Genomic DNA, 25,941 nt, shown 5'->3' on the forward strand with positions numbered 1-25,941 from the left:
GCCTCTCAGTTCACCCGGCTGATGCAGAAATCGATGACGTCGATCAGCGCCGATTTCTGCGGCGTCGCTTCGAGCGGCGCCAGCGCGTCGCGGGCGATTTCCCCGAAATGGCGGGCGCGCCCGATGGTGTCGGCAATCGCGCCGTGGCGGAGCATCAGGCCGATGGCCTTCTCCAGCCCGGCATCGTCGGCGGCATTGTCCTCGATGGCGCGTTTCCAGAAGCTGCGCTCGGCCTTGGTGCCGCGCCGATAGGCGAGGATCACCGGCAGCGTCACCTTGCCCTCGCGAAAATCGTCGCCGACATTCTTGCCGAGATCCTTGCTGGTGCCGCCGTAATCCAGCGCGTCATCGATCAGCTGGAAGGCAAGGCCGAGATTCATGCCGTAGGAGCGGAGTGCTGCGCGATCGTTGCGCGTCGCCTGGGCGATGACCGGGCCGACTTCGGCGGCAGCGGAGAACAGCGCTGCGGTCTTGGCCTTGATCACCGCGAAATGCTCGTCCTCGGTGGTCTCGAGGTTTTTGGCGGCGGCAAGCTGCATCACCTCGCCTTCGGCGATCACCGAGGCCGCACTCGACAGGATGTCGAGCGCTTCCAGCGAGCCGACATCGACCATCATGCGAAAGGCCTGGCCGAGCAGGAAATCGCCGACCAGAACACTTGCCTGGTTGCCCCAGATCATGCGGGCGGTCTTCTTGCCGCGCCGCATGCCGCTTTCGTCGACGACGTCGTCGTGGAGAAGTGTCGCGGTATGCATGAATTCGACCGATGTGGCGAGCTTGACATGGCCGTCGCCGGAATAGCCGAACATCTGGGCGGCGGCGAGCGTCAACATCGGCCGCAGCCGTTTGCCGCCGGATGAGATCAAATGGTTGGCAATCTCCGGGATCATCTCGACATCGGAGCCGGCCTTCGACAGGATCAATTTGTTGACGCGCCCCATGTCGGCCGCGGTCAGGTCCATGAGGTCCTTTATCGAGGCGGCTTCGCGCTTCCCGTTTTCAATATTGAGAACGACACCCACGGCAAAACTCCCAACCTCGATATGCACGACGGCAACATGGTCCCTGGACAAACTCTAGGGTGTCACCCACCGGCGCGGCAAGAGGCGAATTGGCGCGCCGGCTCTGGTACATGATCACGCCTACGTTTACATCAACGCCGCAAACTGCGAGTTTCATCCGATGATAGAGCTCATCCGCACCAACGACGCCGTCATCATTTCGTTTGTCGAATCGCTGATGCGCGATGCCGGTATCGGCTGTTTCGTCGCCGACCAGAACATGAGCGTGCTCGACGGCTCGATCGGCATCCTGCCCCGCCGTGTCATGGTGGACGCAGACAAGGCCGATGCGGCACGGCGCATCCTGACGGATGCCGGCATCGCCAACGAGATCCGCCAAAAATAATGTCCGCGTCGCCCGCTGCCCTTGTCCCGGACATGCCGGCTCATACGGTCGACGCCTTCCATCGCGGTCGCTTCTGGCTGGTGCAGCCGAGAAAGGCCGGCCACCGCGCCGGCATGGATGCGATGATGCTGGCGGCTGCCGTGCCGTCCTCCTTCGCTGGGCGGCTAGCCGACTTTGGCGCGGGTGCCGGTGCCGCCGGCCTGGCGGTACTGTCGCGCTGCCCCGCTGCCGAGGCCGTGCTTGTCGAGCGTTCCCCGGAAATGGCGGCCTTCGCCACCACCACGCTTGCCCATCCTGGCAATGCGCATCTCAGCGACCGCGCCTCGGTGCTCGTCGCCGATGTCGCGCTGTCGGGCCGGGCGCGAGCGGCCGCCGGCCTCGAGGACAACAGCTTCGATTTCGTCATCATGAACCCGCCGTTCAATGCCGCAGAGGATCGCGCGACGCCCGATCCGCTGAGAAAGGCCGCGCATGTCTCGGAGGACGGGCTGTTCGACAGCTGGATCCGCAGCGCGGCCGCGGTGGTCAGGCCGAGCGGCGGGCTGGCCGTCATCGCCCGGCCGGAACAGCTCGGCGCCATCCTCGATGCCATTGCCGGCCGCTTCGGCGACCCCGAGATGCTGGCCGTCCACCCTCGCCCGGAAGCGGCGGCGATCCGCATCGTCGTCCGGGCAGCACTCGGCGCACGCGGCAAATTGTCGATCCAGCCGCCGCTGATGCTGCATGCCTATTCAGGCAATGGCCCTTCGGAGCGGGCAGAGCTGATCAATAACGGGCTGGCGTCGCTGTTCGGAGACTGATCCATTCTGATTGCCAGGGCGACGGCATTGCCGTTGGCCGGCGAATTCCTACATGCCTCAAGCAAATCGACCGGAGACCGCCCCCTCGTGAAACGTCTTTTCAACCGCCTGCTGCCGAAATCCTGGCGCTCCACCGTCGTCACCATTCCAGTCATCCGGCTGCACGGCACGATCATGCCCGGCGGCGGTCAGTTCCGGCCCAGCCTGTCGCTCGCTTCCACCGCCGGCCTTCTCGAAAAGCTGTTTTCATTCGACGCGCCGGCGGTCGCCATCTCGATCAATTCGCCAGGGGGCTCGCCGGTGCAGTCGCGGCTGATCTTCAGGCGCATCCGCGACCTGGCGAGCGAGAAGAACAAGAAGGTCCTGGTTTTCGTCGAGGACGTGGCGGCATCTGGCGGCTACATGATCGCTGTCGCCGGCGACGAGATCTTTGCCGACCCGTCCTCCATCGTCGGCTCGATCGGCGTGGTGTCGGCCTCGTTCGGCTTTCCGGAGCTGTTGAAGAAAATTGGCGTCGAGCGCCGCGTTCACACCGCCGGCCAGAACAAGGCGGTGCTCGACCCGTTCAAGCCGGAAAAGAAGGAAGACGTCGAGCGCCTGAAGGCGCTGCAGCTCGAGGTCCACGAGACCTTCATCGATCTCGTCAAGGACAGGCGCGGCAGCAAGCTCAAGGACGATCCCGACCTGTTCACCGGCCTGTTCTGGACGGCCAAGAAGGGGCTAGAGCTCGGGCTGGTCGATGCGCTCGGCGACATGCGCAGCGTGCTGAAGAGCCGTTTTGGGCCGAAGACCCAGCTCAAGCTGATCACCGCGCCGCGCGGCCTGTTCGGCCGCTTCGGCCTGTTCGGCTCGAGCTTTTCGGCGCCCGATATCGCCGCCGCCGCGGCAAGCGGCGTCATCGATGCGGCGGAAGAGCGCGCGCTGTGGGCGCGCTTCGGGCTTTGAAAAGCCGGTGAAAACGTCTAGCATAAATCATCAACCGACCCGACCGGCCGCCTTGCCGGCCTTGCGAGGGAGGAGTTTGACATGCCGCAGATCATTTTCTTCGCCGTCGTCGGCATTGCCGCCTATTTCGGCTACCGCTCCTTCGTCAGGGAAGCCGAGCGGGTGACCGCCAAGGTACGTCGGGCCGAAAAGCAGACGGCCAACGGCACCATGGGAACACTGGTCAAGGATCCGAAGACCGGCGAATACCGTCTGGCCAAGGATTGACCGTCGTCCCCCTCGCGGCCGAGCCAATGAATTCCGGGGCCAGCATTCGGGCGTCGCATGCGCATGCCAAGATAAATCTCGCGCTGCACGTCACCGGCCGGCGCGCCGACGGTTATCACATGATCGAAAGCCTGGCTGTGTTCACGCGCTTCGGCGACCGCATCGAGACGGAACTTGCCGACAGCGATGGGTTTTCGGTGTCCGGCAAATACGCCTCCGCGGTGCCGGCCGACGATAGTAACCTGGTGCTGAAAGCGCGCGACGCGCTGCGGCGGGAGGCCGGTCCCCAGCACGCGCCGGCTGTCGCCATCAGGCTCGAAAAGAACCTGCCGGTCGCGTCCGGCGTCGGCGGCGGATCGAGCGATGCGGCGGCTGTGCTGCGCGCGCTGGTCCAGATCTGGGGACTTGATGTCGGCGATGCCGAACTGGCGCGGATCGGCCTGTCGCTCGGCGCCGACGTGCCGATGTGCCTCGCCGCCAAGCCGCTGATCGCCTGCGGCATCGGCGACGAGCTGACGCTCGTGCCGGGTTTCCCGGCGCTGGGTCTGGTGCTCGCCAATCCCGGCACTGCCGTCTCGACGGCCGACGTGTTCGAGGCGCTTGGCCGCCGCGACAATGCGGGGCTGCCGCCGCTGCCGCGCAACCTCGACTTCCACAGCATCCGCAACTGGCTGGAGATCACCCGCAACGATCTCGAGCCTGCGGCGCGCGCAATCCAGCCCGCCATCGGCAAGGCGCTTTCCGTGCTGAACAAGGCCGGAGCCGGTTTTGCCAGGATGTCCGGTTCCGGCGCCACCTGCTTCGGCCTGTTCGAGACCGGCAATGTGGCCAAGCGCGCGGCCGTCGATATTCGCAGCCGCCATCCAGGCTGGTTTGTCGCGGCGACGCGAAGCGTGACATCGGAGGCTGATGCCCATGGCCAGGATTGACGAGAGCCGCCCCTTCGTTCCCGTGCGCATCGCGGTACTGACCGTTTCCGATACGCGCAGCCTCGCCGACGACAAATCCGGGCAGACGCTGGCCGACCGCATTGCCGAGGCCGGCCATATCCTCGCCGCCCGCGACATCGTCACCGACGACCGCGACAAGATCCGCGACAAGGTCCTGGGCTGGTCGAAGGACGAAGCGATCGATGTCGTCATCACCACCGGCGGCACCGGCTTCACCGGCCGCGACGTGACGCCGGAAGCGCTGGAGCCGAGCTTCGAAAAGCGCATGGACGGCTTTTCCGAAGTGTTCCACCGCATCTCCTACGACAAGATCGGCACTTCGACGATCCAGAGCCGGGCAACCGGCGGCGTCGTCAATGCCACCTTTGTTTTCGTGTTGCCGGGCTCGCCGGGCGCCTGCAAGGACGCCTGGGACGGCATCTTGAAGCCGCAGCTCGACTACCGGCACATGCCCTGCAACTTCGTCGAGATCATGCCGCGCCTGGACGAGCATTTGCGGCGCGGCTGAAGCGAGCCAAGGGGGTCAGCCGGCTGATCCCTTCAGCGAATGACCGGCTCACCGTGAAACCGGCGGCGCGAGGGCGGCGACACGCCGAAGCCAACCTCCATCATCAGCCGCGGCGTGCGCGTCGGCACGGTGCCCATATGGAAGCCGAACGGGTCCTCGACAAAGCCGAGGCCGGCCTGCCCGGTCAGCGTAACCGGGCTCTGCTCGCCATAGACGCCCAGCACCTCTTCCGCCGAATGGCCGACTAGCAGCGTCAGCTGGTGCTTCAGGATGCGGCGGTTGTGGGAGCCGCGGACATAGACATGCGGCCCGGTGTCGGCGTCGACCGGCACCAGGTAGAAAAAGAACTTCAGCATGCGCCAGTCGTCGAGGTCGAAATGGTATTTGCCGAGCGAGGCCATGTTCTTGTCGGCGTCCGAGACGCCACCGGTCGGAAAGCTCCACCAGACGCGGGTGGTGATCAGCTTGGCCTGACTGCCGAGATAGTGCGCCGCGATGTCGAGAAGCAGCGGATCGCGCTGCACGGCGACCGCAGCGCTGCAGTCGAGGACCCGCTCGAAATAATGGCCGCTGAGCAGCGGACGGCCGAAATGCTTTTCGGCATCGGCGTGTTTTTCGGGCAGGAATTCCAGCCGGCGGTCGAAATTGCCGAAGCATGGCGTGTGCTCGGCGAAGCTGGCGATCTCCTCATGGATGGCGGCCGGCAGCATCAGGCCCGAATAGAGCCCCTCCGTTTGCAGCGCGCCAACGACGGCATCGCGATCGACGCCGGCGAACATCGTTTCACCGACATTGCGCGCCGGCGGAACGGGCTTCGCACCGCGCCAGTGCAGGCGCCGCGCCGGCATGGTGCGCGCCAGCATGAACATTGGCAGCCATGCCGGATTCTCGCGAAGGTCCGAAAGATAGGTCGGAATGCGGGCGGCGATGCGGCGCAGCGTACCGCCGTTGCGTGCGATCGCCTCGAGGCTTGCAGCGCCGGACTTTTCAGGGCTTGAAAGGGTCATCGGGGTCCTCAAAATGTCGAGGGAACAGCATCGACGTTAGCCGTCGCCGCTCCGGCACACCCCAAACCCTATTCGCCCATATCGCTGGGAATGGTAACGCCCGGCCAGATTTTGTGCAATGCACAATAAACGACGAGCCGCCAGAAAATTTGCTTGGGCCCCTGAACCGGGACGGTAAGCCGTCACTTCCGCGGCGCGACCCAGATCTCGGCGTGGAGCCTCCTGGTCGCCAGGCCGCGGGCGATCGCTTCGGCGCTGCGGGCGTTCTTCGACAGCGCCGCGGCCTGACGCTTGCTGATCACCAAGCCTTCGGCGAGAGCGCGATTTCCGGCAAAGACGCGTGACAGGAAGGGCGCGCGGCTGCCGCGAGCCCGCGAGAACCGCGCCGCCATGGTTTGCCTGGCGGTATGGGCGACGACCTCGTCGATCCAGCCCTCCCCCAGCCGCGCGCCTGGTTCTAGCAAAAGCAGCCAGTCGCCCTTGGCCTGCCTGATGCCGGCGGCGATGCCGCCGCTGACATAGTGGCAGCCGGCATGTTCGGCGACGCGGTGCGTCTGATCGGTCGAGCCGGTGTCACAGACGAGAACGTCGCGCACCACGCCTTCGACCGCGCCACCGATCAGCGAGGCGAGCGTGCGGGCAAGGCCCTCCTCGTCATTCAAGGTTTCGATCAGGACGCTGAGCATGTTTAGCCGAATAGCGGAAAGCGGTGGGCAGCGCCAGTTTTTGCGGCGCGCTGCGAGAAAGTTCTTGCTTTGTTCTCATCGATGCGATAGGAATACATTCATGAGCAGAGCGATTCGACAACGGGCGGACAGTCCCTGGGAAAGGGCCAAAATGGAACAGATCGTGCGTGCCGACATTGCCGCCTTCGGCGCTGGCAGGGCAGAGATGGCGAATGCGATGATCGAGCAGAGCGGCATGCGCGTCCGCCCGGACCGCAATCGCGGCAGGTCGGCGGGCATCAATCCGTCTGGCCGTTTCGAGCCGGTCAGCCGGCATGTGTTCGACGATGGCTGGAATTCGCTGGAGGAGCTGCCGCCGTTCAAGACCGAGGTACAGGTCGAGAAGCCGCGCACCATCATCACGCGCAACGAATCGCCGGACATCTCCTTCGACCGCTCGATCAATCCCTATCGCGGCTGCGAACATGGCTGCGTTTATTGTTTCGCGCGGCCGACGCACAGCTTCATGGGCCTGTCGCCGGGGCTGGATTTCGAATCGAAGCTGTTTGCCAAGCCGGATGCGGCGCGGCTGCTCGACAAGGAATTGTCCAGGGATAATTACCAGCCGCGCACCATCGCCATCGGCACCAATACAGATCCCTACCAGCCGATCGAGAAGCAATACCGGATCATGCGCGAGATCCTCGAAGTGCTGGAGGCGCGCGGGCATCCGGTCGGCATCGTCACCAAATCGGCGCTGGTGACACGTGACATCGACATTCTGTCGCGCATGGCGGAACGCGGGCTGGCCAAGGTGGCCTTGTCGGTGACGACGCTCGACCGCATGCTGGCGCGCACCATGGAGCCACGCGCGTCGACGCCGACTAAGCGGCTGGAGGCGATCAGGCAGCTTTCGGACGCCGGCATTCCGGCCTCGGTGATGGTCGCGCCGATCATCCCCGGACTGACCGACCCGGAAATGGAGCGCATCCTCGATTCGGCGCAGGCAGCGGGCGCGCGCGAGGCCGGCTATGTGCTGCTACGCCTGCCGCTGGAGGTCGCGCCGATCTTCAAGGACTGGCTGCTGCGCCACTATCCCGACCGCTATCGCCATGTCATGTCGCTGATCCGTTCGATGCGCGACGGCAAGGACTACGATTCGGAATGGGGCAAGCGCATGAAAGGCTCCGGCCCCTATGCCTGGCAGATCGGCCGGCGCTTCGAGATCGCTGCCAAACGGCTCGGCCTCAATGCCGAGCGGCGCTCGCTGAGGACCGACCGGTTCATCCCTGCTGCCAAGGCAACCGAGCAGCTGATGCTGCTGTGACAAAGCGTCTCGCGCCAGCCGATTGAAACGGCCGGCAGCAGGCGAAAAAATCCCGTCCGGCCTGTCCTGTCCCCGGGCTTGCAGACGGTAGCCCCCTCCTGGTCCGGTGCCCCGCCCGACCCGGAGGGACTTGCGGAGAATCGGAGCCGATGCGAACCTCGCCGCACCATGGCTCGCCCGCGTTCCGATTCTCCGCTTCTCTTCGAAATCGTCGAGAGACCCGACTTCTCCTTCGAGACGAAGGCGATGGCCGAAGGCCTGTGGCCGGTGGCGGGAACGGACGAGGCCGGCCGCGGCCCGCTCGCCGGGCCGGTCGTGGCGGCAGCGGTGGTTCTCGATCCCGCCAACATCCCCGACGGCCTCGATGATTCCAAGCGGCTGACGCATTTGCAGCGTGAGGCACTGTTCCTGAAAATCCTCGGCTCCGCGCTCGCCGTATCGATGGCCTCGGTCAGCGCCGAAGGCATCGATGCCTCCAACATCCTCAAGGCCAGCCTAGAAGCGATGCGCCGTGCCGTGGCAGGCCTGTCAATCCGGCCGAAGCTGGCGCTGGCCGACGGCCGCGACGTGCCGCCTGGCCTGCCCTGCGAGGGCAGAGCGCTGATCAAGGGCGACCAGCGCTCGCAGTCGATCGCCGCAGCCTCGATCGTCGCCAAGGTGATGCGCGACCGCATGATGTGCGGCTGCGGCAGCCATCATGTGCATTACGGCTTCGAGTTGCATATGGGCTACGCCACTGTCCGCCATCGCACGGCGATCGATCTGCATGGACCAGTGGCGCGGCTGCACCGCGCCTCCTTCGCGCCGTTCCGGTTCGGCGGCACCGAGGTGCTGGAGGAAGAGGGCCTTTCGGGCCTGGATTGAGCGATCCGGCCAGGCGTAATCTCCCCCCTCGAGGGGGAGATGTCGCCGAAGGCGACAGAGGGGGTCGGTACGTCCTGGCGCGACACCATGTTGAACGACAGAAATGGCTGGCGCTCCACGCGCGGCGACCCCCTCTGGCCTGCCGGCCATCTCCCCCTCGAGGGGGGAGATTACGCGCTCTGCTTTCGCTAACAAAAAAGCCGCCAGGTTTCTCAGGCGGCTTTCGATGACTTGTTGATGCAGCCGTTCAGTTCAGCTTCGACTTCAAATCCTGCAGCGAGGCGTTGAACAGGCCGGCGCCGGCCTTGGCGTCGATCTTGCCGGCCAGCAGCGCGCGCGCGGCTTCGACCGCGATGTCGACGGCGCTGGCGCGCACTTCGCCGATCGCCTCGCGCTCGGCCTGGCCGATCTTCTGCTCGGCCAAGGCGGTACGCCGGGCGACATAGTCCTCGGTCTTCTTGTGCGCCTCGGCGGCAAGCATGTCGGCTTCGCGCTTGGCGGCGGCGACGATGGCCGCGGCCTCCTGCTCGGCTTCCTTGCGCTTGCGCTGGTATTGGCCGAGCAGCTGCTGGGCCTCTTCGCGCAACCGGCGCGCTTCCTCGAGCTCGGAGCTGATCTTGTCGGCCCGCGCATCGAGCGCCTTGGCGATCATGCCCGGCACCTTGATGTAGATGGCAATGCCGAGGAAGATTACGAGGGCAACGGTTGCCCAAAGCGTCGCGAGAGATGTGGCGTCCATGATGCGCTCCTCACCCGGCCACGGATTTGACGGCGGCCGCGATTTCGGCCTTGCTGGCCTTGCCGCCGACAAGCGCCTCGACGATGGCCGAAGCGGTGTCCTCGGCGATGGTGCCGACTTCCTTCATGGCATTGGCCTTGATGGAAGAAATACGCGCCTCGGCCTCGCCAAGCTTCTGGTCAAGCGCTGCCTCGATCGTCTTGCGGGCAGCTTCGGCTTCCGCCTTGGCCGCATCGTTGGCTTGCTGGCCGATCGCATTGGCCTTGCCCTTGGCTTCCGCCAATTCCTGCTCATAGGCGGCAACGGCGGCATCGGCCTCGCTTTTCAGCCGGGCAGCATGATCGAGATCCTGCGTGATGCGGTCGTTGCGAACGTCGATGATGCCGCCGACGCGCGGCATCACTACCCGTTTCAAGAAGAGGTAGAACAGCCCGAAAGTGATTGCCAGCCACAGCAGCTGTGACGGGTACGTCGCCGGATTGAATGGCGGGAACGTGCCGTGCGCCTCGGCAGGCACGCCGGTGGCGGCGCTGCCGCCTTCGACGGCGGGCGCGGACTCTTGCGCAAAGGCAGATGTCACGAACATGGACTATCCCCGAAATTCAGGCCCGCCGCAAGATCGCGGCCGGCCTGTTCAATTCTTCCCAATGTTCAGCCGAACAAGTATTCAGCCGAACAGGGCGAGAAGCGCGATGAGAAGCGAGAAAATACCCAGCGCTTCGGTCACGGCGAAGCCGAAAATCAGGCGGCCGAACTGGCCGTCGGCGGCCGACGGGTTGCGCAGCGCGCCCGCCAGATAGCTGCCGAAAATGTTGCCGAGGCCGATGCCCGCGCCGCCCATGCCGAGGCATGCGATGCCGGCGCCGATGTACTTTGCTGCTTCTGCGTCCATTTGTTCAACTCCTTTGGATCTAAAATTCCGTTGCAAAATCGATCCGGCGGCAATGCCGGAAACCTTGTCAGTGCCCGGGATGCAGGGCGTCGTTGAGATACATGCAGGTCAGCACGGCAAAGACGTAGGCCTGCAGGAACGCGACCAGCAGCTCCAGCGCCGTCAGCGCCACGGCCATCGCCAGCGGCAGAACCGAGCCCGCCACGCCGACCGCGCCGAGCGCGCTCAGGCTGACGACAAAGCCCGAGAACACTTTCAGCGTGATGTGACCGGCGAGCATGTTGGCGAACAGGCGAACCGAGAGGCTGACCGGACGCGAGACGAAGGAAATCACCTCGATAAGCACCACCAGCGGCAGCAGGTAGATCGGCACGCCATGCGGGACGAACAGCTTCAGGAAGCCAAGGCCGTGCTTGGTGAAGCCGTAGACGACGACCGTTCCGATCACCAGCGCAGCGAGGCCGAAGGTGACGATGATGTGGCTGGTGATGGTGAAGAAATACGGGAACAGGCCAAGCAGGTTAGCGACAAGCACGAACATGAACAGCGAGAACACGAAGGGGAAGAACTTCATGCCTTGCGTGCCCGCGGCGTCCCTCAGCATATTGCCGACAAATTCATAGGCCATTTCCGAGACCGACTGAAGGCGGCCCGGGACGAGGCTGCGGCTCGACGTGCTGAGGTAGAGAAACGCCGCTGCGACAGCAACTGTTGCAAGCATGAACAGAGCCGAATTGGTAAAAGACAGGTCGTAGCCGCCGATGTGAATCGGAATGATCGGATGGATCTGGAACTGGTGAATCGGATCGACCTTGTCAGCAGCCACTTTAAATCCCCATCAAAGCCGCAGACGGCTTCAGTATCCTGTTCAATGCGCCGGCATGCGGCGCCTCAATTCATTCTTTCGGATCGCGCGGTTTGTCGCCCGTTCCGAAATCCGACACAAGCCCGGCTGAACGCAGGACATTTAGCACGCCGGCGCCAAAACCCAGCAGCAGCCCGACTATCAGACCCCATGGCGATGTCCCCGCCACGCGATCGATAAACCAGCCGAGAGCCGCACCGACCACTATCCCGGCGATGAACTCGCTGGACAGCTTGAGCGCCTGGCCGTACCCGGCCACACTGCCCGCTTTCGCGTCGTCTTTCCCCTCGAGCCGATCCGGCCGCCTTGTCGCAAGCGATGCTTCAAGGTCGCGCCGGCGGCGCTCAAGATCGTCGTCGCGGATGTCGGCTTCATGCTGCTTGCCGCGGCCGGTTTTTCCGGTTCCGTCTGGCCCATTCTTGTCGGCCACGCAACCCCCCTGCCCGGTCAGACCGTCACCGTCCGTCCGCTTCTTAAAGTCGCCGGCAACATAGTTAGAGGGTCCGCGCCCGTCAAGCCACGGGCGGACGTTCAAGCTCAAGTATTTTTTCGTTATAAATCAGCCGCTTGCCTGGGTGCGACATCGTGCCCGACGCCGTCCCCGACGGGCTGTGGCCGAATCCCCGCGGCGATGCGTCTTCGATCGGCCGCTCTCCCGCGAAAGATGCAAGGGCTGCCTGAGCACTCAGCTCCAGCCGCCGCCATAGGTGCGGTAGAAGATGTGCAGGCCGATCCTGGTCATTTTCTTCATCGTCCTCGCCCAGCCCGGATGGACGTAGTTGGCGTAATAATGCGTCGACGAGCCGACTTCCGGAATGAAGATCTTGCCGGCTGTGACGGCCATGGCGACATCCTGGGCGGTCTGGTAGGCGGCGGGGTTGTCGATGCGCTTCTTCCTGCCGTCGCAGGCGAAGGAAAACTGGCAGCGGTTGAACCAATTGTCGTTCTGGTAGACCACGCCGCAGATCGAGTTCGGATAGGCCGGGTTGCGGACGCGGTTGAGGATGACCTGGGCGACGGCGGCCTGGCCACGCACGGATTCGCCGCGCGCCTCGAAATAGATGCCGTTGGCGAGACAGGCCTGCTCCGGTTTGGAAAAGACGCTCGCCGGCAGCGGCGTCTGCATCCAAGAATGATCGCCCTTGCTCAGCGGCGGAATGAAGCGGCCATCGTTCGGGTCCTCGTCCTGCAGCAAGGCCTCGAAAGGCGACGCCTGTGCGTAATCGGGAGCCGACGAGGCATAGGCGGTTGCCAGCACGTCGGGATGATCGTTGTTGACCAGCGCGGCAAGCATCGCCGGCACGCCGGGATCCGGCTTCTTGTCGACGCGCGTGTGGAAGGCGGCGGCGATCTGGATTTCCTTGCCTTTGATCTCGGGCTTGGCGAAGGCCATCCTCAGCCCGCTGTCCATGCTTGGGCGGAGCAGCGAAGAGGTGCGCTCGAAGATCGAGCCGGCGTTGAAGTTCTTCGGCGGCGAAACGGGCGAGACCTGGATGATGCGGCCCTTCTTGTCGGCGCGCATGATGCGTTCCTCGTCCGGCGTCGTGCCGGCGCTGCCGCCCTTGCCGCGAAACGAAACGGTGCCGATGCCGGGCAGTTGGACACCGGAGCCGGACAGCGAGCCGGTGCTGCTGGAATCGAGGAAGGGCATTTCGGCGGCGTGAACGGAGCCGGCGACGGATTTCTCGACATAGGCGTTCCAGCGGACGCTCGGCGCCTCCAGGCCGGAGACCAGGCTGGTCATGTCCTGATAGGCAACGACCGTCGGAAAGCCGACCCAGATGCCAAGACCAATAATAAACGGAGACAGGAAGGAACGCTTTTTCTCACCGGCGGCGGCGACAAGCCGCGTCAAAACACGTCGATGCACGGAACTCTCCAGAAACGCGACGGACCCCACTGGAGAGCTACAATGATGCATTAACCTTGATGGGGCGTTAACAGCTTAGAACGTTGTTTTCCCATCTCGTGTCGAAGTCAGGCGCTTTTGCGGCTATCCGTTGACGGAAGAAAGATCGGCCAGGCGATCAGCGCGCAAATAGCCGCACCCAGCCAGACGCCTGCCCACGAGCCGAGCACGAGAAGCCCGGGAATGGCGATCGGCACCAGGAAGAAGGCAATGAAGACCAGACTGTTGGCGAGGCCGAGCGCCGTTCCGGCCTGGCTCGCGCCGGCCAGCGTCGCAAGCTCGGTGTAGGCGACGCCGTGCCAGGAGGAGACGCAGATGCCGGCCACGACCAGCACCGCAACGATCGCCAGCGAAAGCATCGGCACTTGGCCTGACAAGAATTGGGCCGCCAACAAGACGAGCGCGGCAAGCACGGTGAAGGCGACCACGCTCAGCATGCTGCACAGACGCAGGAACGGCCGGCGATTGCCATGACGGTCGGTGTAGCGACCGCTCCAGACGCGCATGACCATGGCGCCGACCTGCACGGCAGCCAGGCTGGCGCTGATCACGGCTGTGCCCATGCCGGCGAAATCATGCAGGAAGACGGAAGCAAAGGTGAGCACCGCCACCTGCGGAAAGCATAGCAGGCCGATGGCTGTTGCGATGCGCCAGACGGCCGGGTTGCGCAGCGGCGCCGGGCCGGCCGGCAATGCCGTGCTGCTCGAATGCGCGCCGTCATGCGCCGGCGGCTGATGCAGCCAGCGCCAGGCGAGCGAGGTCGAGACGGCGGATGCAGCCGCCAGAAGTCCGAAGACCGCCGTGAAGCCATGGGCTGAAGCGAGCGATGGCAGCACGAGCGCGCCAAGCCCGCCGCCAAGCGGCACCGCCGTCTGCCTGATGCTCATGGCAAAGCCGCGCTCGCCTTCGCCGAACCAGGCCATGATGGCGCGGCCGCTGGAGCCGTTGACGCTGCCGCCGAGCAATCCGGTGACCAGCAGGGCAGCGGCGAGAAGCGCGACGCCGGGAATATGGGCCGGTGACGGCACCACCAGCGCGGCCATGACAAGCAGCCAAACCGCGGTTGCGCCAAGCCCGGTCAGCAGCACGCGGCGGTCGCCCCAGCGATCGGTCAGCAGCCCCCACGGCAATTCGCTCAGCGCCACGCCCAGGCCGAGAAGGCCAAGCGCCAGGCCGAGTTCGCCATTGGAGAGATGATAGCCCGAGCGCAGGAACACCGCCGTCGCCGGAATGCCGGAGAAGGTCGCGGAAAAGCAGGTGTTGGCGGCGACGCCGATGCCCAGCACCTTCCAGCGATGATTGGCTCGAAGCGCCGCCGCTTCCGACGGGGCGGCAACGGCGCCTGGGCGAAGCGGTTTGCAATCTGGTCCTGTGGCGACAGCGGACATGGTTCAGCTCCTGCATGGGCTGGTTGCGTTCGGTCTTGACGCGCTGTCTCTACCGCCATAGCTTCGTACTGAATATCAGGAAATTTTGTACGAAATGTCCCAAATATCAGGACTATTGCCATGCGACGCGTGACATTCGATCTCGACGTCCTGCGCAGCTTCGTCACCGGCATGGAGCTGGGCAGCTTCGCCAAGGCAGCCGACCGGCTCGGCCGCTCGACCTCGGCAATCAGTGCGCAACTGAGGAAGCTGGAGGAGCAGGCGGCGACGCCGATCTTCCGCAAATCGGGGCGCGGCCTGGCGCTGACGGACGCGGGCGAGACCATGCTCGGCTATGCGCGGCGGCTGATCGAGCTCAATGACGAGGCCGCCTCCGCCATCCACGATGTCGAGCTGGAGGGTTGGGTGCGGCTTGGGCTACAGGAGGATTTCGGCGAGGCGGTGCTGCCCGAGGTGCTCGGGCGCTTCGCCCGCGCCCATCCCAAGGTCAAGATCGAAGCCAGGATCGCACGCAGCCATGAGCTCGCCGAACGGATCATTTCGGGCAACCTCGATATCGCGCTTGCCTGGCACAATGGCGCGACGCTGCCTTACAGCCGGCATGTCGCCGACGTCCAGATGCGCTGGATCGGCCCGGCAAAACAGATCGAGACCAGCCTGCGCGAAGGCGAGCCGTTACCGCTGGTGGCGCTCGAGGCGCCGTGCCTGCTGCGCAGTGTGGCGACCGAAACGCTGGACCGTGCCGGCCTGGCATGGCGGATGGCCTTCTCCAGCCCGAGCCTTGGCGGCATCTGGGCAGCCGTCGCCGCGGGGCTCGGACTGACGATCCGCACCGATATCGGCCTGCCGGCCACGGTCAGGGCGATGACGCCGGAGATCGCCGGGCTGCCCGCCTTGCCCAAGATGGCGCTGTTCCTGCACCGCAAGGAGGCCGAGCCCGACCCGGTAGCGGCGCGGCTTGGCGACATCCTGCTGCAGGCGGCGCTGGAAGCGTTGCCAGGAAGTGGCGACGCGGATGGTCTGAGGAAAGCGGCCTAGCGCAGACGAGCCGAAAGGGCCGCAGGGCGCTCTATGACTTAGTCGGTCGAAGAAGCAGTAATGCTGGCGATCCCTCGCGCCCCCCTCTGTCCTGCCGGACATCTCCCCCACGAGGGGGGAGATTAGCAGCTTCGCCGTCCCACCCGTCTTTCGGCGTTGGAGATTGGCTAAAGCGGAGGGGACGGCCAATCTCCCCCAAGTGGGGGAGATGCCCGGCAGGGCAGAGGGGGGCGCTGTCCCGCCGACGTCTCGCAAGGTTCCGCGAATGATGATCTAACGGCGCTTCTTCGCCTTGCCGGCGAACGGGTTGTCCGAGGTGCGCAAGGCGATGCGGATCGGCACGCCGGGCATGTCGAAAGCCTCGCCTCTATGCTACCAACATGCTTAACGCCAGTCATCGGCGAGCGGTCTCTTGCTTCAACGAGCTTTTTCGGTGGCGTGCTGGTCCCGGTCAGGGGATAATTCCCCGAGGGCCCCGGCGTAGCTGAATCTGGCGGGTACCGCAGCATTTCTTGAACTTCATACCTGAACCGCAAGGACATTGATCATTGCCGCCGCGTTGCAGCCGGCCGACCAGGGGCAGCAGCGCTGCGGAAGGCAGGAGCGCCGCTGCAAGGGCAGCCAACTTGGCCGAGATTCCCGGTACGACGAGGCGACGACCGGATTTGAACCCTCGCCACGCCCGTTCGGCCACATACTCCGGATCCACCTTGGGCAAGATGTTGAAGAGCACCGTCTGATTGGCGCCTGACCTTGCGAGAAACTCCGTCGACACCGGGCCTGGTGCAACGCATGTGACCGTCACACCGGTTCGGCGCAATTCCTGGTGAAGCGCCTCTGAGAAGAAGCGCACGAAAGCTTTGCTAGCGAAGTACAGAGCCATATAAGGCCCGGGAACGAACCCGGCCACGGAACTGAGATTGAGCACCCCGCCCCGTCGGCGCGCCACCATCCCCGGCAGAAAATGGAGGGTCAGTTCTGTGAGGGAATGTATGTTGAGATCGATGATGCCGAGTTGACTATCAATAGGCAGCGCCGTCGTCGCGCCCCGCAGGCCATAGCCGGCGCTGTTGACCAGGACATCACAGACCAGGCCGTGTGCGGACAGGAAGCCCTCCAGGCGCGTTGGCGCATCGCCTGCCACGAGATCCAACTCGAGCGTGAATGCCTCGCCACCCCTCTCCCGAACCTCAGACGCCGCAGCGGCCAAACCCTCGGGCGAGCGGGCAACCAGCACAACCGCACCGCGCTCCCGTGCAGCGACGCTCGCAATTGCCCGGCCAATTCCACCCGAGCCGCCAATCACGACGACGGCGGGCCGGAATTCACAGTGCGAAATCATGTCGCGTTCCTCTGTCCTGCAGGAGCGGCAACACTTGGATCGAGCAGCATCACTTCATCGGCGACAATGCCGTTCAGGATCTTTTCGAATCTCTCCAGTGCTCGTGCAACGTTCGCTCCATCCATGACCCGGTGATCGTAGTGGATGCGGACATTCACCGATCCGTCTTTGCCGATCGGACCGTAGTTGAGAAGCGTGGTCAATGGTGTCAGCGGGTTGAGTGATTCGGCACCGAGACCAGAATAGACGGACAGTTGGAAGGTACCGAAGTAATTTGCCCTTTGCCGGGCGATGTTCAACCCTAGCCACATAAGCAGCCACCTGACTGGCGCGGGCGCACCTGCCATCCGCAAGGCACGCCGGAACTCCGGGACCTCCAGGATCGGCCGTGATCGAGCCGCGTGGATGGATCCCTCAAGTTCCGTGATGGAGTAGCGCTCCGGGCGCTTGATGCAGCTCAGCAGAACCGCCGGCTCGCCATCATATTCGCGCTCGTGGGCAATCGAGGCTACGCTTGCCGGATACTCGTAAAGCTGCGGCCAGGGCAACTTGACATAGGCGCGCCGCAGTTCCGGCATCTCTAGGGCGAGAAGCGCATATCCTTTCAGGAAGATCGCGGTCCACGAGGGCCTGGTCTGCTGCCCCATTCGAGCCGTTACGAGGGGGCCGAGGTTCATCTGACGCTGTACCGCGACCCGTGGCACGCCGATCGAAAACCTCATCAGGTCGCCAACAAGGCGCCGGGGCGCGGAAAGCTTGAGGGCTCGGCCTCGCATCAAACGTACCTCTAATCTCTAATAAAGATAAGGGAGTATTCGCTTGGTCTTTTCCATATAGGCACGGTATTGCGGGCCGAAATTCTCCAGCATCATACGCTCTTCCTTGTCCACTCTCAGCAGGAAAAGGACTGCGAACCCAATCAAACCCGATATGCCCGCAATCCAGTTCGGCAGCAGAAAGACCTGGCCGAGGCCCATGAGCAGGAACGAGGTATACATCGGGTGGCGGACCAAGGCGTATGGTCCGGCGCAGATGAGTTCATGCCGTTCGCGGATCTCCAGCGTAATCGACCAGTTCCGGCCAAGTTCCTTGTGGGACCTGCGAAAAACCCATAGCGCGGAGCAGAAGATGATTGTGCCGAGAGCCACGGCCCACGCGCTGGCCGGGTGGTCAGCCGCTGCGGGCATGCCGGTGACAACATAGAAGGCAGGCAGGATTGCGAGGCCAAACAGAGCAGATGCAAGCCCGACGATCTCTGAACGTGAGCGGTAGCCAGTTACAATTCGCACGCGCCTTGCCCGGCGCTCGAAGGGATACCGGATCACGTACCAAGCAACGATGCCGATCACCCAAATGACCTCGCCAAGTGAGGCTGCCGCAATGCTCACTTCAGGTCACCAGCGCCCTTTCTGCGATCGCGACTGTAGCAGCTGCCCCTGGGTATGGCCACTTCACCCATCGCCCTCGATTTCGTCACCGGCCGACCTTCAGGCGCAGCGATCCTCTCCGAGTTAGTCCGCAGACGCGAAAGCAGGAGGGGCAGTACCGATCGCATTCGGTCCCCATTCATCCCTCGAATCTTGGTTATGTATTCATCTCCCGAAGCTCGGTTATGAATTGTTGCGGCCGGAGCTGAATGGCGGGAGTCTTATATCCCATGGAATGAGCGATGTTCGCCACGAACCCGTTGCAGTTCAAGACCGTCGCCTGCCAGACATGCGAACTCGCCTGCAGCTTGCGGATGTAGGCAACGACTTTGTCGTATTCGGCCCGGGTCAGTATGATTTGCCAGCTTGCGGATCTGTATGGTTCTTCCAGATCACCGTCGCTCCACCCGGTTTCGGCTGGCACCGGCACGACATGGCCCAGAACATAGGGAACCGCACTGTTCGAAGCCGGGTGAAGGCCCGCGACTTGGGGATCGATCATTCTCCCGGCCCGGTCCACGCGCCCAAAAACTGCGTAGGTGTGGCCGTAGCTTAGGGCGTAGCGGGAGCGGAACTCGATGAAGTACCGCTCGTCGTTTTTTTGAGGCGCAGCTCCGCCATCGGCATAAGATATGAAATTCGGCTGGGGCGGCAGGTCTTTCGTCTGACATGCCGCTGCCGGGAGGGCCACCAACGCCACAAGCAAGAGACGGCTATTTACAAGCGTCATCGCCGCGTCCATTCCCGAACTTCACAAAGCACAGACTTAATAACGGCCTATGCCCGCCAACCGCGCCCTAGGCTATGAAGCCGGCCAAAGCCCCGGCTGCGTATGTATGGGGAAGGGCTTGGCACCCCTTCCCCATACAAGCCGGTCCTTACTTAATCACTGGTTGCTCTACCGGAGCGGGCGCCGGAGCTTTACCCTTTCCTTTGCCGATCCAGTCGTTCGCGCAGCCGCTCAGGCTGGCAACGGCGAGCACAGCAACCATTGCAATCAATATCCTGCTCATCAAGCAATCCTTTCCCCGGGGGCGGAATAGCCTATAGAATCGCCACAAATAAAACGATATGCAGCCCCACGAAGTTAGCTGCGATCTACACCAACGCCTAGTGCAGAAATGACACAGTTGGCACCCGGTTGTCGGCGGCACCTTTGCGGTGACGTGCTGGCAGGGTTCACCGTCCAACGGAGATCAGGCCTGCCCACCATCAAACAACCACCACCGTCGTGCCCAAAGGAGTACGGTCGTAGAGGTCAATGACGTCGTCATTTATCATACGGATGCACCCGTTCGATACCGCTGTGCCTATCGTCCATGGCTCGTTTGTACCATGTATCCGGAAGTGGGTGTCGCGCCCGTCGCGATAGAGATAAAGGGCACGCGCACCAAGCGGGTTGTTTGGTCCGCCAGGGACCCCCCCTGCATACTGCACCAGGCGCGGCTTGCGCTGCATCATGCTGGCGGTGGGTGTCCACGACGGCCAGTCCGCCTTGCGGCCGACGGTCGCTGTACCCTTGAACGAAAGTCCCTGCTCGCCGACGCCAACGCCGTAGCGCGTCGCCCACCCGTCCGTCTCGACGGCATAGAGAAAACGTTGCGAAGTATCGACGACGATCGTTCCGGCCGGCTCGTTTCCGTCGTACCGCACATGCTGCCGTCGGTAACGAGGATTCAGGCCACGCCTTGGTCCGAACGCGGATGAAATCGACGTGCATCCGGAGATCATCAGAGCCAGACTACCCAGCACGAGCCCCCGGCGCGCAATGTGGTGTTCTTCCATTTGTACCTGCTAGGAAACTGGTCATCTACCGCCGCCCTCGTCTCTACCATTCCAAGGCCTGCGGGCCAAGTCTCGCTGTGTGGTGGCAAAAATGAATTCACAGGATTAACAAGCGAATTGGAGCGAAACTTCTTGCGATAACCGTCTGCCTCTGTTCGGTTATGTCAAATGGGCATAGGACAGAGACGATGAAGCCTGACTTCCACGGTAAAGTCGCGATTGTGACCGGCGCAGGCTCCGGAATAGGGGCGGCTGTTTCACGGCAACTCGCGCAAGAAGGAGCCGAGGTTGTTGTCGCCGACCTTGATGCCGAGGCCGCGCACTGCAAAGCCGCCGAAATAAGCTCGCAAGGAGGCCGGGCCTACGACTTTGCGGTAGATGTCACGGATGCGGCAGCCGTGGAAAAGCTGATCGAGTTCACTGTCCAGAAATGCGGCGGACTGGATATGGCGGTAAACAATGCAGGTATCGACGGCGTTCGAAAAGCAACAGCAGACTATCCGCTCGACAACTGGCACAAGCTGATAAACGTCAATCTTAATGGCGTTTTCTACAGCATGAAGTACGAAATCGCCGCCATGCTGGATCGAGGCGGAGGCGCCATCGTGAACATGTCCTCCGTTCTCGGTTCCGTCGGCTTGCCAACTGCGTCCGCATACACGGCAGCGAAACACGGAGTCGTTGGACTAACCAAAGTTGCGGCGATCGAATATGCGAGGATGGGCATCCGGATCAATGTAGTCGGCCCCGGCTTGATCGAAACGCCTCTTTTATCGGAGCAAATGGAGGCATTAGCCACCCGGCGCATGGCAGGCCTGCAGCCGATGGGCAGGCGCGGGAAACCGGAAGAAGTAGCGGCTCTTGTGTGCTTCCTCTTGTCCGACCAGGCCAGCTTTATCACTGGGAGCTACCATCTGGTGGACGGAGCTTACACCGCCCATTAGGTGCAGTGGCTGTCCCCACTCGTGCTGGCTATTGTCAGGGCAATGACGCAGATCGCCGGACTGCCCACACTGCCTGAGATGGCGCTGTTCCCGCGTCGCAAGGGAGGCCGAGCCAGACCCGGTGGCGGCGCGACTTGCCGACATCCTGCTGCAGGTGGCGGTGGAATCGCCTGCCCGAAAATGTGCAGGCGCTGCCCGCGAGCGGCCGGCGGAGCGTACCTGATGCGGGCGCCCAGAAGACGTGGCGGTCAGTGGCGCTTCTTCGCCCTGCTGGCAAAAGGATTGTCCGAGGTGCGCAAGGCGATGCGGATCGGCACGCCGGGCATGTCGAAAGCCTCGCGCAGGCTGTTCGAGAGATAGCGGACGTAGGATTGCGGCATCGCATCGGGGCGTGAGCAGGAGACGACGAAGCCCGGCGGCCGCGTCTTGGCTTGCGTGACATATTTGATCTTCAGCCGACGCCCGGCGACGGCGGGCGGCGGATGATGTGCCAGGATGCCTTCCAGCCAGCGGTTGAGCTTGCCGGTCGAGACACGACTGTTCCAAACGCGATGCGTCCTGATCACCGCATCCATCAGCTTGTCGAGACCGCGCCCGGTCTCGGCTGAGACCGGCACCGCCTGCATGCCGCGCGCCTGCGGAAGAAGCCGCTCGGTTTTTTCGCGCAGTTCGGCCAGCAACTCCTGGGGATGATCAACAAGGTCCCATTTGTTGAAGGCGATCACCGGGGCACGGCCCTCGCGGATGATCAGGTCGGCGATCTGCAGATCCTGCTTCTCGAAGGGAATGGTGGCGTCGAGCACGATGATGACGATCTCGGCAAAGCGGATGGCGCGCAAGCCATCCTGCACCGACATCACTTCCAGCTTTTCGTGGATCCTGGCCTTACGGCGCATGCCGGCGGTGTCGAACAGTTTCAACCGGCGGCCATGCCAGTCCCAGTCGACCGAGATGGAATCGCGGGTGATGCCGGCCTCGGGGCCGGTCAACAGCCGCTCCTCGCCGATCAGCGCGTTGATCAGCGTCGACTTGCCGGCATTGGGGCGGCCGACGACGGCGATGCGCATCGGCTTGGTGTCGTCATAGCTCGGCTCGGCGTCCGGGTCGGTGATGTCCTCGCCGATCAGCACCTCGCTGGCGGCGACCTCCTCCTCGCCGGCCTCTTCGTCCTCGCCGAAGGCGCGCGCCTCGCCAAGTGCCGCGATCACGGCGTCGCGCAAATCAGGCAGGCCCTGGCCGTGTTCGGCCGAGACCGGGATCGGCTCGCCAAGGCCGAGCTCCCAGGCCTCCAGCATGCCGCCCTGGGCGCCCCGCGCCTCGGCCTTGTTGGCGACGACGACAACTGGCTTGCCGGACTTGCGCACGATCTCGGCGAAGGTCTTGTCGTCGGGCATCAGCCCGGACTTGGCATCGATTGTGAAAAAGATCAGGTCGGCCTCGCGGATGGCGATCTCGGTCTGGGCGCGCATGCGGCCGGGCAGCGTCGAGGCCGCCGCATCCTCGAAGCCGGCGGTATCGATGACGTCGAAATGCAGATCGTAGAGCTTGGCGGCATGGACGCGACGATCGCGGGTGACGCCCGGCGTATCGTCGACAAGCGCCAGCTTCCTTCCCACCAGCCGGTTGAAAAGGGTCGATTTGCCGACGTTAGGCCGGCCGATGATGGCGACTTTGAAGGTCATCCGTTGTTACGATACACCGCCCGAGCCGCGGATCAGCTCCGACATCAAAGTCGCCCGCTCGCGCGTGTTGCGCGGGGCGCCGTCATCGGCGGCGATCTGGTCGAACAGCTTCAATGCATCCGCCGCCTTGCCTTCCTTCCAGGCAGCAAGGCCAAGCGCTTCGCGCGCCGTATGGCGCAGTGTGTTGGTGTCGGCGGTGAGCGCCTCGACGCGGCTGGAGACATCGGCGAAAGAGCCGTGGTCGACCAGAAGCAGCGCTGCCCTGAGACGAGCCATGTCGCGAATACCGGAGGGGATCTTGGTGTCGGCGGCGACCTCGTCGAAATCCTTGACGGCGGCGTCGACGTCGCCCTTGTCCGCCTTGACGGTTGCCGCACGCATGCGGGCGAGCAGCGGATAGGCGCCGTAGCCGTCCTTCTCCAACGCCTCCAGAGCGGCAAGCGCCTCGTCGTTCTTGCCGTCATTGGCGAGCTTGAGCGCCTGCGAAAAAGCATCGCCCGAGCGGTTGGCGCGGGTCTCGTCCCAATAGCGGTAGCCGACGACAGCAGCAGTGCCAAGCACCACCAGCACGGCCAGCACGAGCAAGGCGGGACCGAAACGGTCCCACAGCGCATGCGCCTGGTCGCGACGAATCTCTTCGTTGACTTCGCGGATAAAACTGTCGTCCGACATGGATCAAAACCATTCATGCCCCGGCCGGGGCGGTTGATGAGCCCGCGTTTTAGCGAAATTTTGCCGGCATGGAAGGGGTTCGGCAGGAAAATCGCCTATTCACGAGGCAGTCGCCGCCAAAGGCGGCCGCACGGGTCGATCGTATCCGTGCCATATTTCACCGGTAGGCGGTGCTTCTACATTCCTTGATCCGGTCAGATGCCTTTGCCCCGTTTGTCCCGCGTTGTTGCGTTTTCGATTGCCGCGCTTGCAACCGGCGCGGCTTTTGCCGACCCGCCGGCGGCGCCGGCAAAACCGAAGCAGATCATCATCATCTCGTTCGACAGTGCCCGGGACATTTCGCAGTGGCAGCGCAGCCGGGCGCTGGCCCAGCGCACCGGTGCGCATTTCACCTATTTCGTCTCCTGCGTGTTCCTGCTGTCGCCCGAGACACGCAAGGAATACACCGCGCCGGGCAAGACAGAAGGCAAATCGAATATCGGCTTTGCCGCCTCCAGACAGGAAGTCGCCGACCGGCTCGAGCAGATCGACCTCGCCGCCTCCGAAGGCCACGATATCGGCAGCCATGGCTGCGGCCATTTCGACGGCAAGGACTGGAGCAAAGCCGACTGGCTGAGCGAGTTCGGCTCATTCAGGCATATTCTCGAAAACGCCTATTCGATCAACGGCATTGCTCCTGAACCGAAGGGCTGGCGCGATTTCGCCCGCAAATCGGTGGTCGGGTTTCGCGCGCCTTATCTGTCGGCAAACAAGGCGCTCTACGAGGCGCTGCCCGCGGCCGGCTTCCTACTCGACGCAAGCGGCGTCTCGCGTGGGCCGGTCGAGCCGCCGACCGTCAACGGCGTCACGCGCTTTTCGCTGCCGCAGATTCCGGAAGGGCCGAGCTCAAGGCGGGTGATCGCCATGGATTACAATCTCTATGTCAGGCATTCCGGCGGCTTCGAGCGGCCGAGCATGGCGGCCGAATTCGCCGAGCGGACCTACGCCGCATTCCGCGCCGCCTTCGATGCGCAATACCGGGGCAAGCGTATCCCGCTGCAGCTCGGCTTTCATTTCACCCTGATGAACGACGGCGCCTACTGGAACGCGCTGGAACGCTTTGCCGGCGAGGTCTGCGTGATGAAACAAGTCGAGTGTATCAGCTTTCGCGATTATGTTTCGCGGCGAGGCGAACGGCAGGCAGCGGTGGGCGGCTGAGCGGAAGCGCTCGCCGCCCGCTACTCTTTAGCTTACCGGCTGATCCTCGGGGCGCAGGCCGGCTTGCTCACGCTCCAGATAGCGCTGGTCGATTTCAGGCAGCGGTTCCCCTTCCAGCGTCGCCTCGAAGGCGCGTAGGCGTTTGTGCACCGACTGCAATTCAACGATGGTCGACCAGGATGTGAGCAGGAACTGGAGCGACCCTGTTACTCGGCCGAAGGCGTTGGAAATCTGCTGGAAGGGTCCGAAAGTTATCCTGTGAGCCACGAAGGATGGCCCAAGGATCAGCATGGCGAAGATATTGTCGGCCTGCAGGTAGGTGTAACGCACCACATTGAAATAGATATAATGAAAATACAGCCGGAAATAGTTTTGACGGACCTTGGAAAACAGCTCGGCAGTGGTTGCAGGCTGAGCCCTGTCCGCATGATCCTCGCCGTAGACGAGCTCCTTGCGATAAGCAGCCTCGACACGTTGATTGCGAAATTGCAGCCCAGGCAACTTCAAACCCGCAACCATAACCGAAATCGTTCCGAACAGGCACCAGGCAAGCGCGGCAACGACCAGTGGCTGCGGAATCGCACCGACGATTGGCAGTTCGCTGATATGGCTCTGCAGTTGAATCATCACCGGCAGGAATGCGATCAAGGTCATGATCGACTGGACAAAGCTGGAACCCAGATCTTCCATGATCTGCGAGAACCGCATCGTATCCTCCTGAATACGTTGTGAGGCGCCCTCGATGTGGCGGAGCCTGCTCCAGTTCTCCACGAAGTAATTGTTCATCGCGGTGCGCCAGCGGAATATCCAGTGGCTCACGATGAAGGCATTGACGACCTGCACATTCATTCCTATCAGCGCGAGCCATGAAAAGCTGGCCAATCCGGCATAAAACTCTGCGTCGGTGGATTTAATGGTCCCCGACATCAATCCCTGGATATAGTCGAAGAAAGGCCCATACCAGGCGTTGACCGCGACACTGACCTGTACATTGAAATAGATGAGGAACAGGATGACCGCGCTGATCAATATCGACCAGTTTTGCCACGGATGCGGCGCATACCAGCTCCAGAATGCATAGAAGACGGCAACGCAAAAAGCGAAATAGAGATAGAACCACAGAAACGGGTTCGACCAGAGTACGGCGATACCGATAATGGGCGGTGCATCAGCCGCAGCCGGCGGCAAGCCGAACACAGCGCCCAGCTGTTCGCCACCGAAAAACCAGAACAGGATAGCGGCAAGGCTCCAGACGGCTACCGAAGAGAAGAAGAGCTTCGGCTGCGGGAAGAAGGATATAAACACTGTGGGGAAATCCTCG

At 63.3% G+C, this 25,941-nt stretch carries 30 protein-coding genes; 11 read left to right on the forward strand and 19 right to left on the reverse strand.

From position 1 onward, the window contains the following. Window positions 1-5: 5 nt before the first annotated feature. A complete protein-coding gene (locus tag NKH13_RS27475; protein ID WP_352469050.1) occupies window positions 6-1,022 on the reverse strand; it encodes a polyprenyl synthetase family protein in 1,017 nt (338 codons plus the stop codon). A 160-nt stretch (window positions 1,023-1,182) separates the two neighbouring features. Here NKH13_RS27475 and NKH13_RS27480 point away from each other — a divergent pair, with 160 nt between their 5' ends. The 6 genes from NKH13_RS27480 (at window position 1,183) to moaB (ending at window position 4,877) form a co-directional block, all read left to right on the forward strand. Next, window positions 1,183-1,407: a putative signal transducing protein gene (locus tag NKH13_RS27480; RefSeq protein ID WP_023674082.1), complete on the forward strand. Its 225-nt coding sequence runs from the start codon at window positions 1,183-1,185 to the stop codon at window positions 1,405-1,407. After that, window positions 1,407-2,207 (forward strand): tRNA1(Val) (adenine(37)-N6)-methyltransferase, encoded by an 801-nt coding sequence (locus NKH13_RS27485; RefSeq protein ID WP_352720619.1) that lies wholly within the window; start codon window positions 1,407-1,409, stop codon window positions 2,205-2,207. Before NKH13_RS27480 ends, NKH13_RS27485 begins: the two co-directional genes overlap by 1 nt. Window positions 2,208-2,294: 87 nt before the next feature. Then, window positions 2,295-3,152: a S49 family peptidase gene (locus tag NKH13_RS27490; protein WP_352456850.1), complete on the forward strand. Its 858-nt coding sequence runs from the start codon at window positions 2,295-2,297 to the stop codon at window positions 3,150-3,152. Window positions 3,153-3,233: 81 nt separating this feature from the next. Continuing rightward, window positions 3,234-3,419 (forward strand): hypothetical protein, encoded by a 186-nt coding sequence (locus NKH13_RS27495; protein WP_292665400.1) that lies wholly within the window; start codon window positions 3,234-3,236, stop codon window positions 3,417-3,419. Between the two features lie 26 nt (window positions 3,420-3,445). Further along, the gene (locus NKH13_RS27500; protein WP_352720621.1) at window positions 3,446-4,348 is read left to right on the forward strand and encodes a 4-(cytidine 5'-diphospho)-2-C-methyl-D-erythritol kinase; all 903 of its coding nucleotides are present in this window, start codon (window positions 3,446-3,448) and stop codon (window positions 4,346-4,348) included. Beyond that, window positions 4,335-4,877 (forward strand): molybdenum cofactor biosynthesis protein B, encoded by a 543-nt coding sequence (gene moaB / locus NKH13_RS27505; RefSeq protein WP_352720623.1) that lies wholly within the window; start codon window positions 4,335-4,337, stop codon window positions 4,875-4,877. Before NKH13_RS27500 ends, moaB begins: the two co-directional genes overlap by 14 nt. 32 nt (window positions 4,878-4,909) lie before the next feature. Here the strand turns inward: moaB and NKH13_RS27510 are convergent, their stop codons facing one another. Together NKH13_RS27510 and NKH13_RS27515 are read right to left on the reverse strand one after the other, a co-directional pair. Further along, the gene (locus NKH13_RS27510; RefSeq protein WP_352720625.1) at window positions 4,910-5,884 is read right to left on the reverse strand and encodes a phytanoyl-CoA dioxygenase family protein; all 975 of its coding nucleotides are present in this window, start codon (window positions 5,882-5,884) and stop codon (window positions 4,910-4,912) included. 182 nt (window positions 5,885-6,066) lie between these two features. Continuing rightward, window positions 6,067-6,570 carry a glycosyltransferase gene (locus tag NKH13_RS27515; protein ID WP_292664385.1) on the reverse strand — a complete coding sequence of 168 codons (504 nt, stop codon included), beginning with the start codon at window positions 6,568-6,570 and terminating at the stop codon, window positions 6,067-6,069. Window positions 6,571-6,721: 151 nt separating this feature from the next. Between NKH13_RS27515 and NKH13_RS27520 the strand changes: the two genes are divergently transcribed. Then, a complete protein-coding gene (locus tag NKH13_RS27520; protein ID WP_352720627.1) occupies window positions 6,722-7,876 on the forward strand; it encodes a PA0069 family radical SAM protein in 1,155 nt (384 codons plus the stop codon). A gap of 168 nt (window positions 7,877-8,044) precedes the next feature. Further along, window positions 8,045-8,740 carry a ribonuclease HII gene (gene rnhB, locus NKH13_RS27525; protein ID WP_352720629.1) on the forward strand — a complete coding sequence of 232 codons (696 nt, stop codon included), beginning with the start codon at window positions 8,045-8,047 and terminating at the stop codon, window positions 8,738-8,740. Between the two features lie 247 nt (window positions 8,741-8,987). On the opposite strand, the gene NKH13_RS27530 is transcribed toward rnhB, so the two are convergent. The 7 genes from NKH13_RS27530 to NKH13_RS27560 form a co-directional block, all read right to left on the reverse strand. Then, on the reverse strand, window positions 8,988-9,479 hold the full coding sequence (locus NKH13_RS27530; protein ID WP_352915794.1) for a F0F1 ATP synthase subunit B: 492 nt from the start codon (window positions 9,477-9,479) through the stop codon (window positions 8,988-8,990). Between the two features lie 10 nt (window positions 9,480-9,489). After that, a complete protein-coding gene (locus tag NKH13_RS27535) occupies window positions 9,490-10,065 on the reverse strand; it encodes a F0F1 ATP synthase subunit B (protein ID WP_352720631.1) in 576 nt (191 codons plus the stop codon). 81 nt (window positions 10,066-10,146) lie between these two features. Next, window positions 10,147-10,371, reverse strand: coding sequence for a F0F1 ATP synthase subunit C (locus NKH13_RS27540; protein ID WP_006206606.1), 225 nt, complete (start codon window positions 10,369-10,371; stop codon window positions 10,147-10,149). Between the two features lie 67 nt (window positions 10,372-10,438). Continuing rightward, window positions 10,439-11,197, reverse strand: coding sequence for a F0F1 ATP synthase subunit A (locus NKH13_RS27545; RefSeq protein ID WP_352469059.1), 759 nt, complete (start codon window positions 11,195-11,197; stop codon window positions 10,439-10,441). A gap of 70 nt (window positions 11,198-11,267) precedes the next feature. Further along, window positions 11,268-11,666, reverse strand: a complete 399-nt coding sequence (locus tag NKH13_RS27550) for an AtpZ/AtpI family protein (RefSeq protein ID WP_352720635.1) — start codon at window positions 11,664-11,666, stop codon at window positions 11,268-11,270. 255 nt (window positions 11,667-11,921) lie between these two features. Further along, window positions 11,922-13,106 (reverse strand): cell wall hydrolase, encoded by a 1,185-nt coding sequence (locus tag NKH13_RS27555; protein ID WP_352720637.1) that lies wholly within the window; start codon window positions 13,104-13,106, stop codon window positions 11,922-11,924. A 107-nt stretch (window positions 13,107-13,213) separates the two neighbouring features. Then, entirely contained in the window at window positions 13,214-14,533 is a 1,320-nt protein-coding gene (locus tag NKH13_RS27560; protein WP_352720639.1) for an MFS transporter, read from the reverse strand. Between the two features lie 120 nt (window positions 14,534-14,653). On the opposite strand from NKH13_RS27560, the gene NKH13_RS27565 reads away from it, so the two are divergent. Continuing rightward, the gene (locus NKH13_RS27565; protein WP_352915797.1) at window positions 14,654-15,571 is read left to right on the forward strand and encodes a LysR substrate-binding domain-containing protein; all 918 of its coding nucleotides are present in this window, start codon (window positions 14,654-14,656) and stop codon (window positions 15,569-15,571) included. A 451-nt stretch (window positions 15,572-16,022) separates the two neighbouring features. Here the strand turns inward: NKH13_RS27565 and NKH13_RS27570 are convergent, their stop codons facing one another. The 6 genes from NKH13_RS27570 to NKH13_RS27595 all read right to left on the reverse strand — a co-directional run bounded on the left by NKH13_RS27570 (window position 16,023) and on the right by NKH13_RS27595 (window position 20,125). Beyond that, the gene (locus NKH13_RS27570; RefSeq protein ID WP_352915800.1) at window positions 16,023-16,913 is read right to left on the reverse strand and encodes an SDR family NAD(P)-dependent oxidoreductase; all 891 of its coding nucleotides are present in this window, start codon (window positions 16,911-16,913) and stop codon (window positions 16,023-16,025) included. Next, the gene (locus NKH13_RS27575; protein WP_352720645.1) at window positions 16,910-17,689 is read right to left on the reverse strand and encodes a hypothetical protein; all 780 of its coding nucleotides are present in this window, start codon (window positions 17,687-17,689) and stop codon (window positions 16,910-16,912) included. Before NKH13_RS27575 ends, NKH13_RS27570 begins: the two co-directional genes overlap by 4 nt. 18 nt (window positions 17,690-17,707) lie before the next feature. Continuing rightward, on the reverse strand, window positions 17,708-18,295 hold the full coding sequence (locus tag NKH13_RS27580; RefSeq protein ID WP_352720697.1) for a protein-S-isoprenylcysteine O-methyltransferase: 588 nt from the start codon (window positions 18,293-18,295) through the stop codon (window positions 17,708-17,710). 202 nt (window positions 18,296-18,497) lie between these two features. Further along, window positions 18,498-19,070, reverse strand: a complete 573-nt coding sequence (locus tag NKH13_RS27585; protein ID WP_352720699.1) for a hypothetical protein — start codon at window positions 19,068-19,070, stop codon at window positions 18,498-18,500. 148 nt (window positions 19,071-19,218) lie between these two features. Further along, a complete protein-coding gene (locus NKH13_RS27590) occupies window positions 19,219-19,353 on the reverse strand; it encodes an ABC transporter (RefSeq protein WP_292659957.1) in 135 nt (44 codons plus the stop codon). 199 nt (window positions 19,354-19,552) lie between these two features. Further along, a complete protein-coding gene (locus NKH13_RS27595) occupies window positions 19,553-20,125 on the reverse strand; it encodes a L,D-transpeptidase (RefSeq protein WP_292659955.1) in 573 nt (190 codons plus the stop codon). A 188-nt stretch (window positions 20,126-20,313) separates the two neighbouring features. Between NKH13_RS27595 and NKH13_RS27600 the strand changes: the two genes are divergently transcribed. After that, entirely contained in the window at window positions 20,314-21,069 is a 756-nt protein-coding gene (locus NKH13_RS27600) for an SDR family NAD(P)-dependent oxidoreductase (protein ID WP_352720648.1), read from the forward strand. Between the two features lie 248 nt (window positions 21,070-21,317). Here the strand turns inward: NKH13_RS27600 and der are convergent, their stop codons facing one another. Then, window positions 21,318-22,751 carry a ribosome biogenesis GTPase Der gene (gene der, locus NKH13_RS27605; RefSeq protein ID WP_352720650.1) on the reverse strand — a complete coding sequence of 478 codons (1,434 nt, stop codon included), beginning with the start codon at window positions 22,749-22,751 and terminating at the stop codon, window positions 21,318-21,320. A 6-nt stretch (window positions 22,752-22,757) separates the two neighbouring features. Then, window positions 22,758-23,423, reverse strand: coding sequence for a tetratricopeptide repeat protein (locus NKH13_RS27610; RefSeq protein ID WP_023674063.1), 666 nt, complete (start codon window positions 23,421-23,423; stop codon window positions 22,758-22,760). A gap of 204 nt (window positions 23,424-23,627) precedes the next feature. Between NKH13_RS27610 and NKH13_RS27615 the strand changes: the two genes are divergently transcribed. Then, window positions 23,628-24,620 (forward strand): polysaccharide deacetylase family protein, encoded by a 993-nt coding sequence (locus NKH13_RS27615; RefSeq protein ID WP_352720701.1) that lies wholly within the window; start codon window positions 23,628-23,630, stop codon window positions 24,618-24,620. A gap of 27 nt (window positions 24,621-24,647) precedes the next feature. Here the strand turns inward: NKH13_RS27615 and sbmA are convergent, their stop codons facing one another. Next, entirely contained in the window at window positions 24,648-25,925 is a 1,278-nt protein-coding gene (sbmA, locus tag NKH13_RS27620) for a peptide antibiotic transporter SbmA (RefSeq protein ID WP_352720653.1), read from the reverse strand. Window positions 25,926-25,941: the final 16 nt, after the last annotated feature.

It is taken from the genome of Mesorhizobium sp. M1348 (assembly GCF_040317925.1).
Lineage (GTDB): Bacteria > Pseudomonadota > Alphaproteobacteria > Rhizobiales > Rhizobiaceae > Mesorhizobium.

What these genes read in the sequence shown, in the direction of transcription:
- NKH13_RS27575 (WP_352720645.1), bottom strand. Translation starts at nt 17,689, where the DNA reads ATGCGAGGCCGAGCCCTCAAGCTTTCCGCGCCCCGGCGCCTTGTTGGC.
- NKH13_RS27595 (WP_292659955.1), bottom strand. Translation starts at nt 20,125, where the DNA reads ATGGAAGAACACCACATTGCGCGCCGGGGGCTCGTGCTGGGTAGTCTG.
- NKH13_RS27520 (WP_352720627.1), top strand. Translation starts at nt 6,722, where the DNA reads ATGGAACAGATCGTGCGTGCCGACATTGCCGCCTTCGGCGCTGGCAGG.
- NKH13_RS27480 (WP_023674082.1), top strand. Translation starts at nt 1,183, where the DNA reads ATGATAGAGCTCATCCGCACCAACGACGCCGTCATCATTTCGTTTGTC.
- NKH13_RS27485 (WP_352720619.1), top strand. Translation starts at nt 1,407, where the DNA reads ATGTCCGCGTCGCCCGCTGCCCTTGTCCCGGACATGCCGGCTCATACG.
- NKH13_RS27500 (WP_352720621.1), top strand. Translation starts at nt 3,446, where the DNA reads ATGAATTCCGGGGCCAGCATTCGGGCGTCGCATGCGCATGCCAAGATA.
- NKH13_RS27495 (WP_292665400.1), top strand. Translation starts at nt 3,234, where the DNA reads ATGCCGCAGATCATTTTCTTCGCCGTCGTCGGCATTGCCGCCTATTTC.
- NKH13_RS27535 (WP_352720631.1), bottom strand. Translation starts at nt 10,065, where the DNA reads ATGTTCGTGACATCTGCCTTTGCGCAAGAGTCCGCGCCCGCCGTCGAA.
- NKH13_RS27510 (WP_352720625.1), bottom strand. Translation starts at nt 5,884, where the DNA reads ATGACCCTTTCAAGCCCTGAAAAGTCCGGCGCTGCAAGCCTCGAGGCG.
- NKH13_RS27560 (WP_352720639.1), bottom strand. Translation starts at nt 14,533, where the DNA reads ATGTCCGCTGTCGCCACAGGACCAGATTGCAAACCGCTTCGCCCAGGC.
- NKH13_RS27530 (WP_352915794.1), bottom strand. Translation starts at nt 9,479, where the DNA reads ATGGACGCCACATCTCTCGCGACGCTTTGGGCAACCGTTGCCCTCGTA.
- NKH13_RS27600 (WP_352720648.1), top strand. Translation starts at nt 20,314, where the DNA reads ATGAAGCCTGACTTCCACGGTAAAGTCGCGATTGTGACCGGCGCAGGC.
- NKH13_RS27610 (WP_023674063.1), bottom strand. Translation starts at nt 23,423, where the DNA reads ATGTCGGACGACAGTTTTATCCGCGAAGTCAACGAAGAGATTCGTCGC.
- NKH13_RS27515 (WP_292664385.1), bottom strand. Translation starts at nt 6,570, where the DNA reads ATGCTCAGCGTCCTGATCGAAACCTTGAATGACGAGGAGGGCCTTGCC.
- rnhB (WP_352720629.1), top strand. Translation starts at nt 8,045, where the DNA reads ATGGCTCGCCCGCGTTCCGATTCTCCGCTTCTCTTCGAAATCGTCGAG.
- der (WP_352720650.1), bottom strand. Translation starts at nt 22,751, where the DNA reads ATGACCTTCAAAGTCGCCATCATCGGCCGGCCTAACGTCGGCAAATCG.
- NKH13_RS27565 (WP_352915797.1), top strand. Translation starts at nt 14,654, where the DNA reads ATGCGACGCGTGACATTCGATCTCGACGTCCTGCGCAGCTTCGTCACC.
- NKH13_RS27585 (WP_352720699.1), bottom strand. Translation starts at nt 19,070, where the DNA reads ATGACGCTTGTAAATAGCCGTCTCTTGCTTGTGGCGTTGGTGGCCCTC.
- moaB (WP_352720623.1), top strand. Translation starts at nt 4,335, where the DNA reads ATGGCCAGGATTGACGAGAGCCGCCCCTTCGTTCCCGTGCGCATCGCG.
- NKH13_RS27570 (WP_352915800.1), bottom strand. Translation starts at nt 16,913, where the DNA reads ATGATTTCGCACTGTGAATTCCGGCCCGCCGTCGTCGTGATTGGCGGC.
- NKH13_RS27590 (WP_292659957.1), bottom strand. Translation starts at nt 19,353, where the DNA reads ATGAGCAGGATATTGATTGCAATGGTTGCTGTGCTCGCCGTTGCCAGC.
- NKH13_RS27540 (WP_006206606.1), bottom strand. Translation starts at nt 10,371, where the DNA reads ATGGACGCAGAAGCAGCAAAGTACATCGGCGCCGGCATCGCATGCCTC.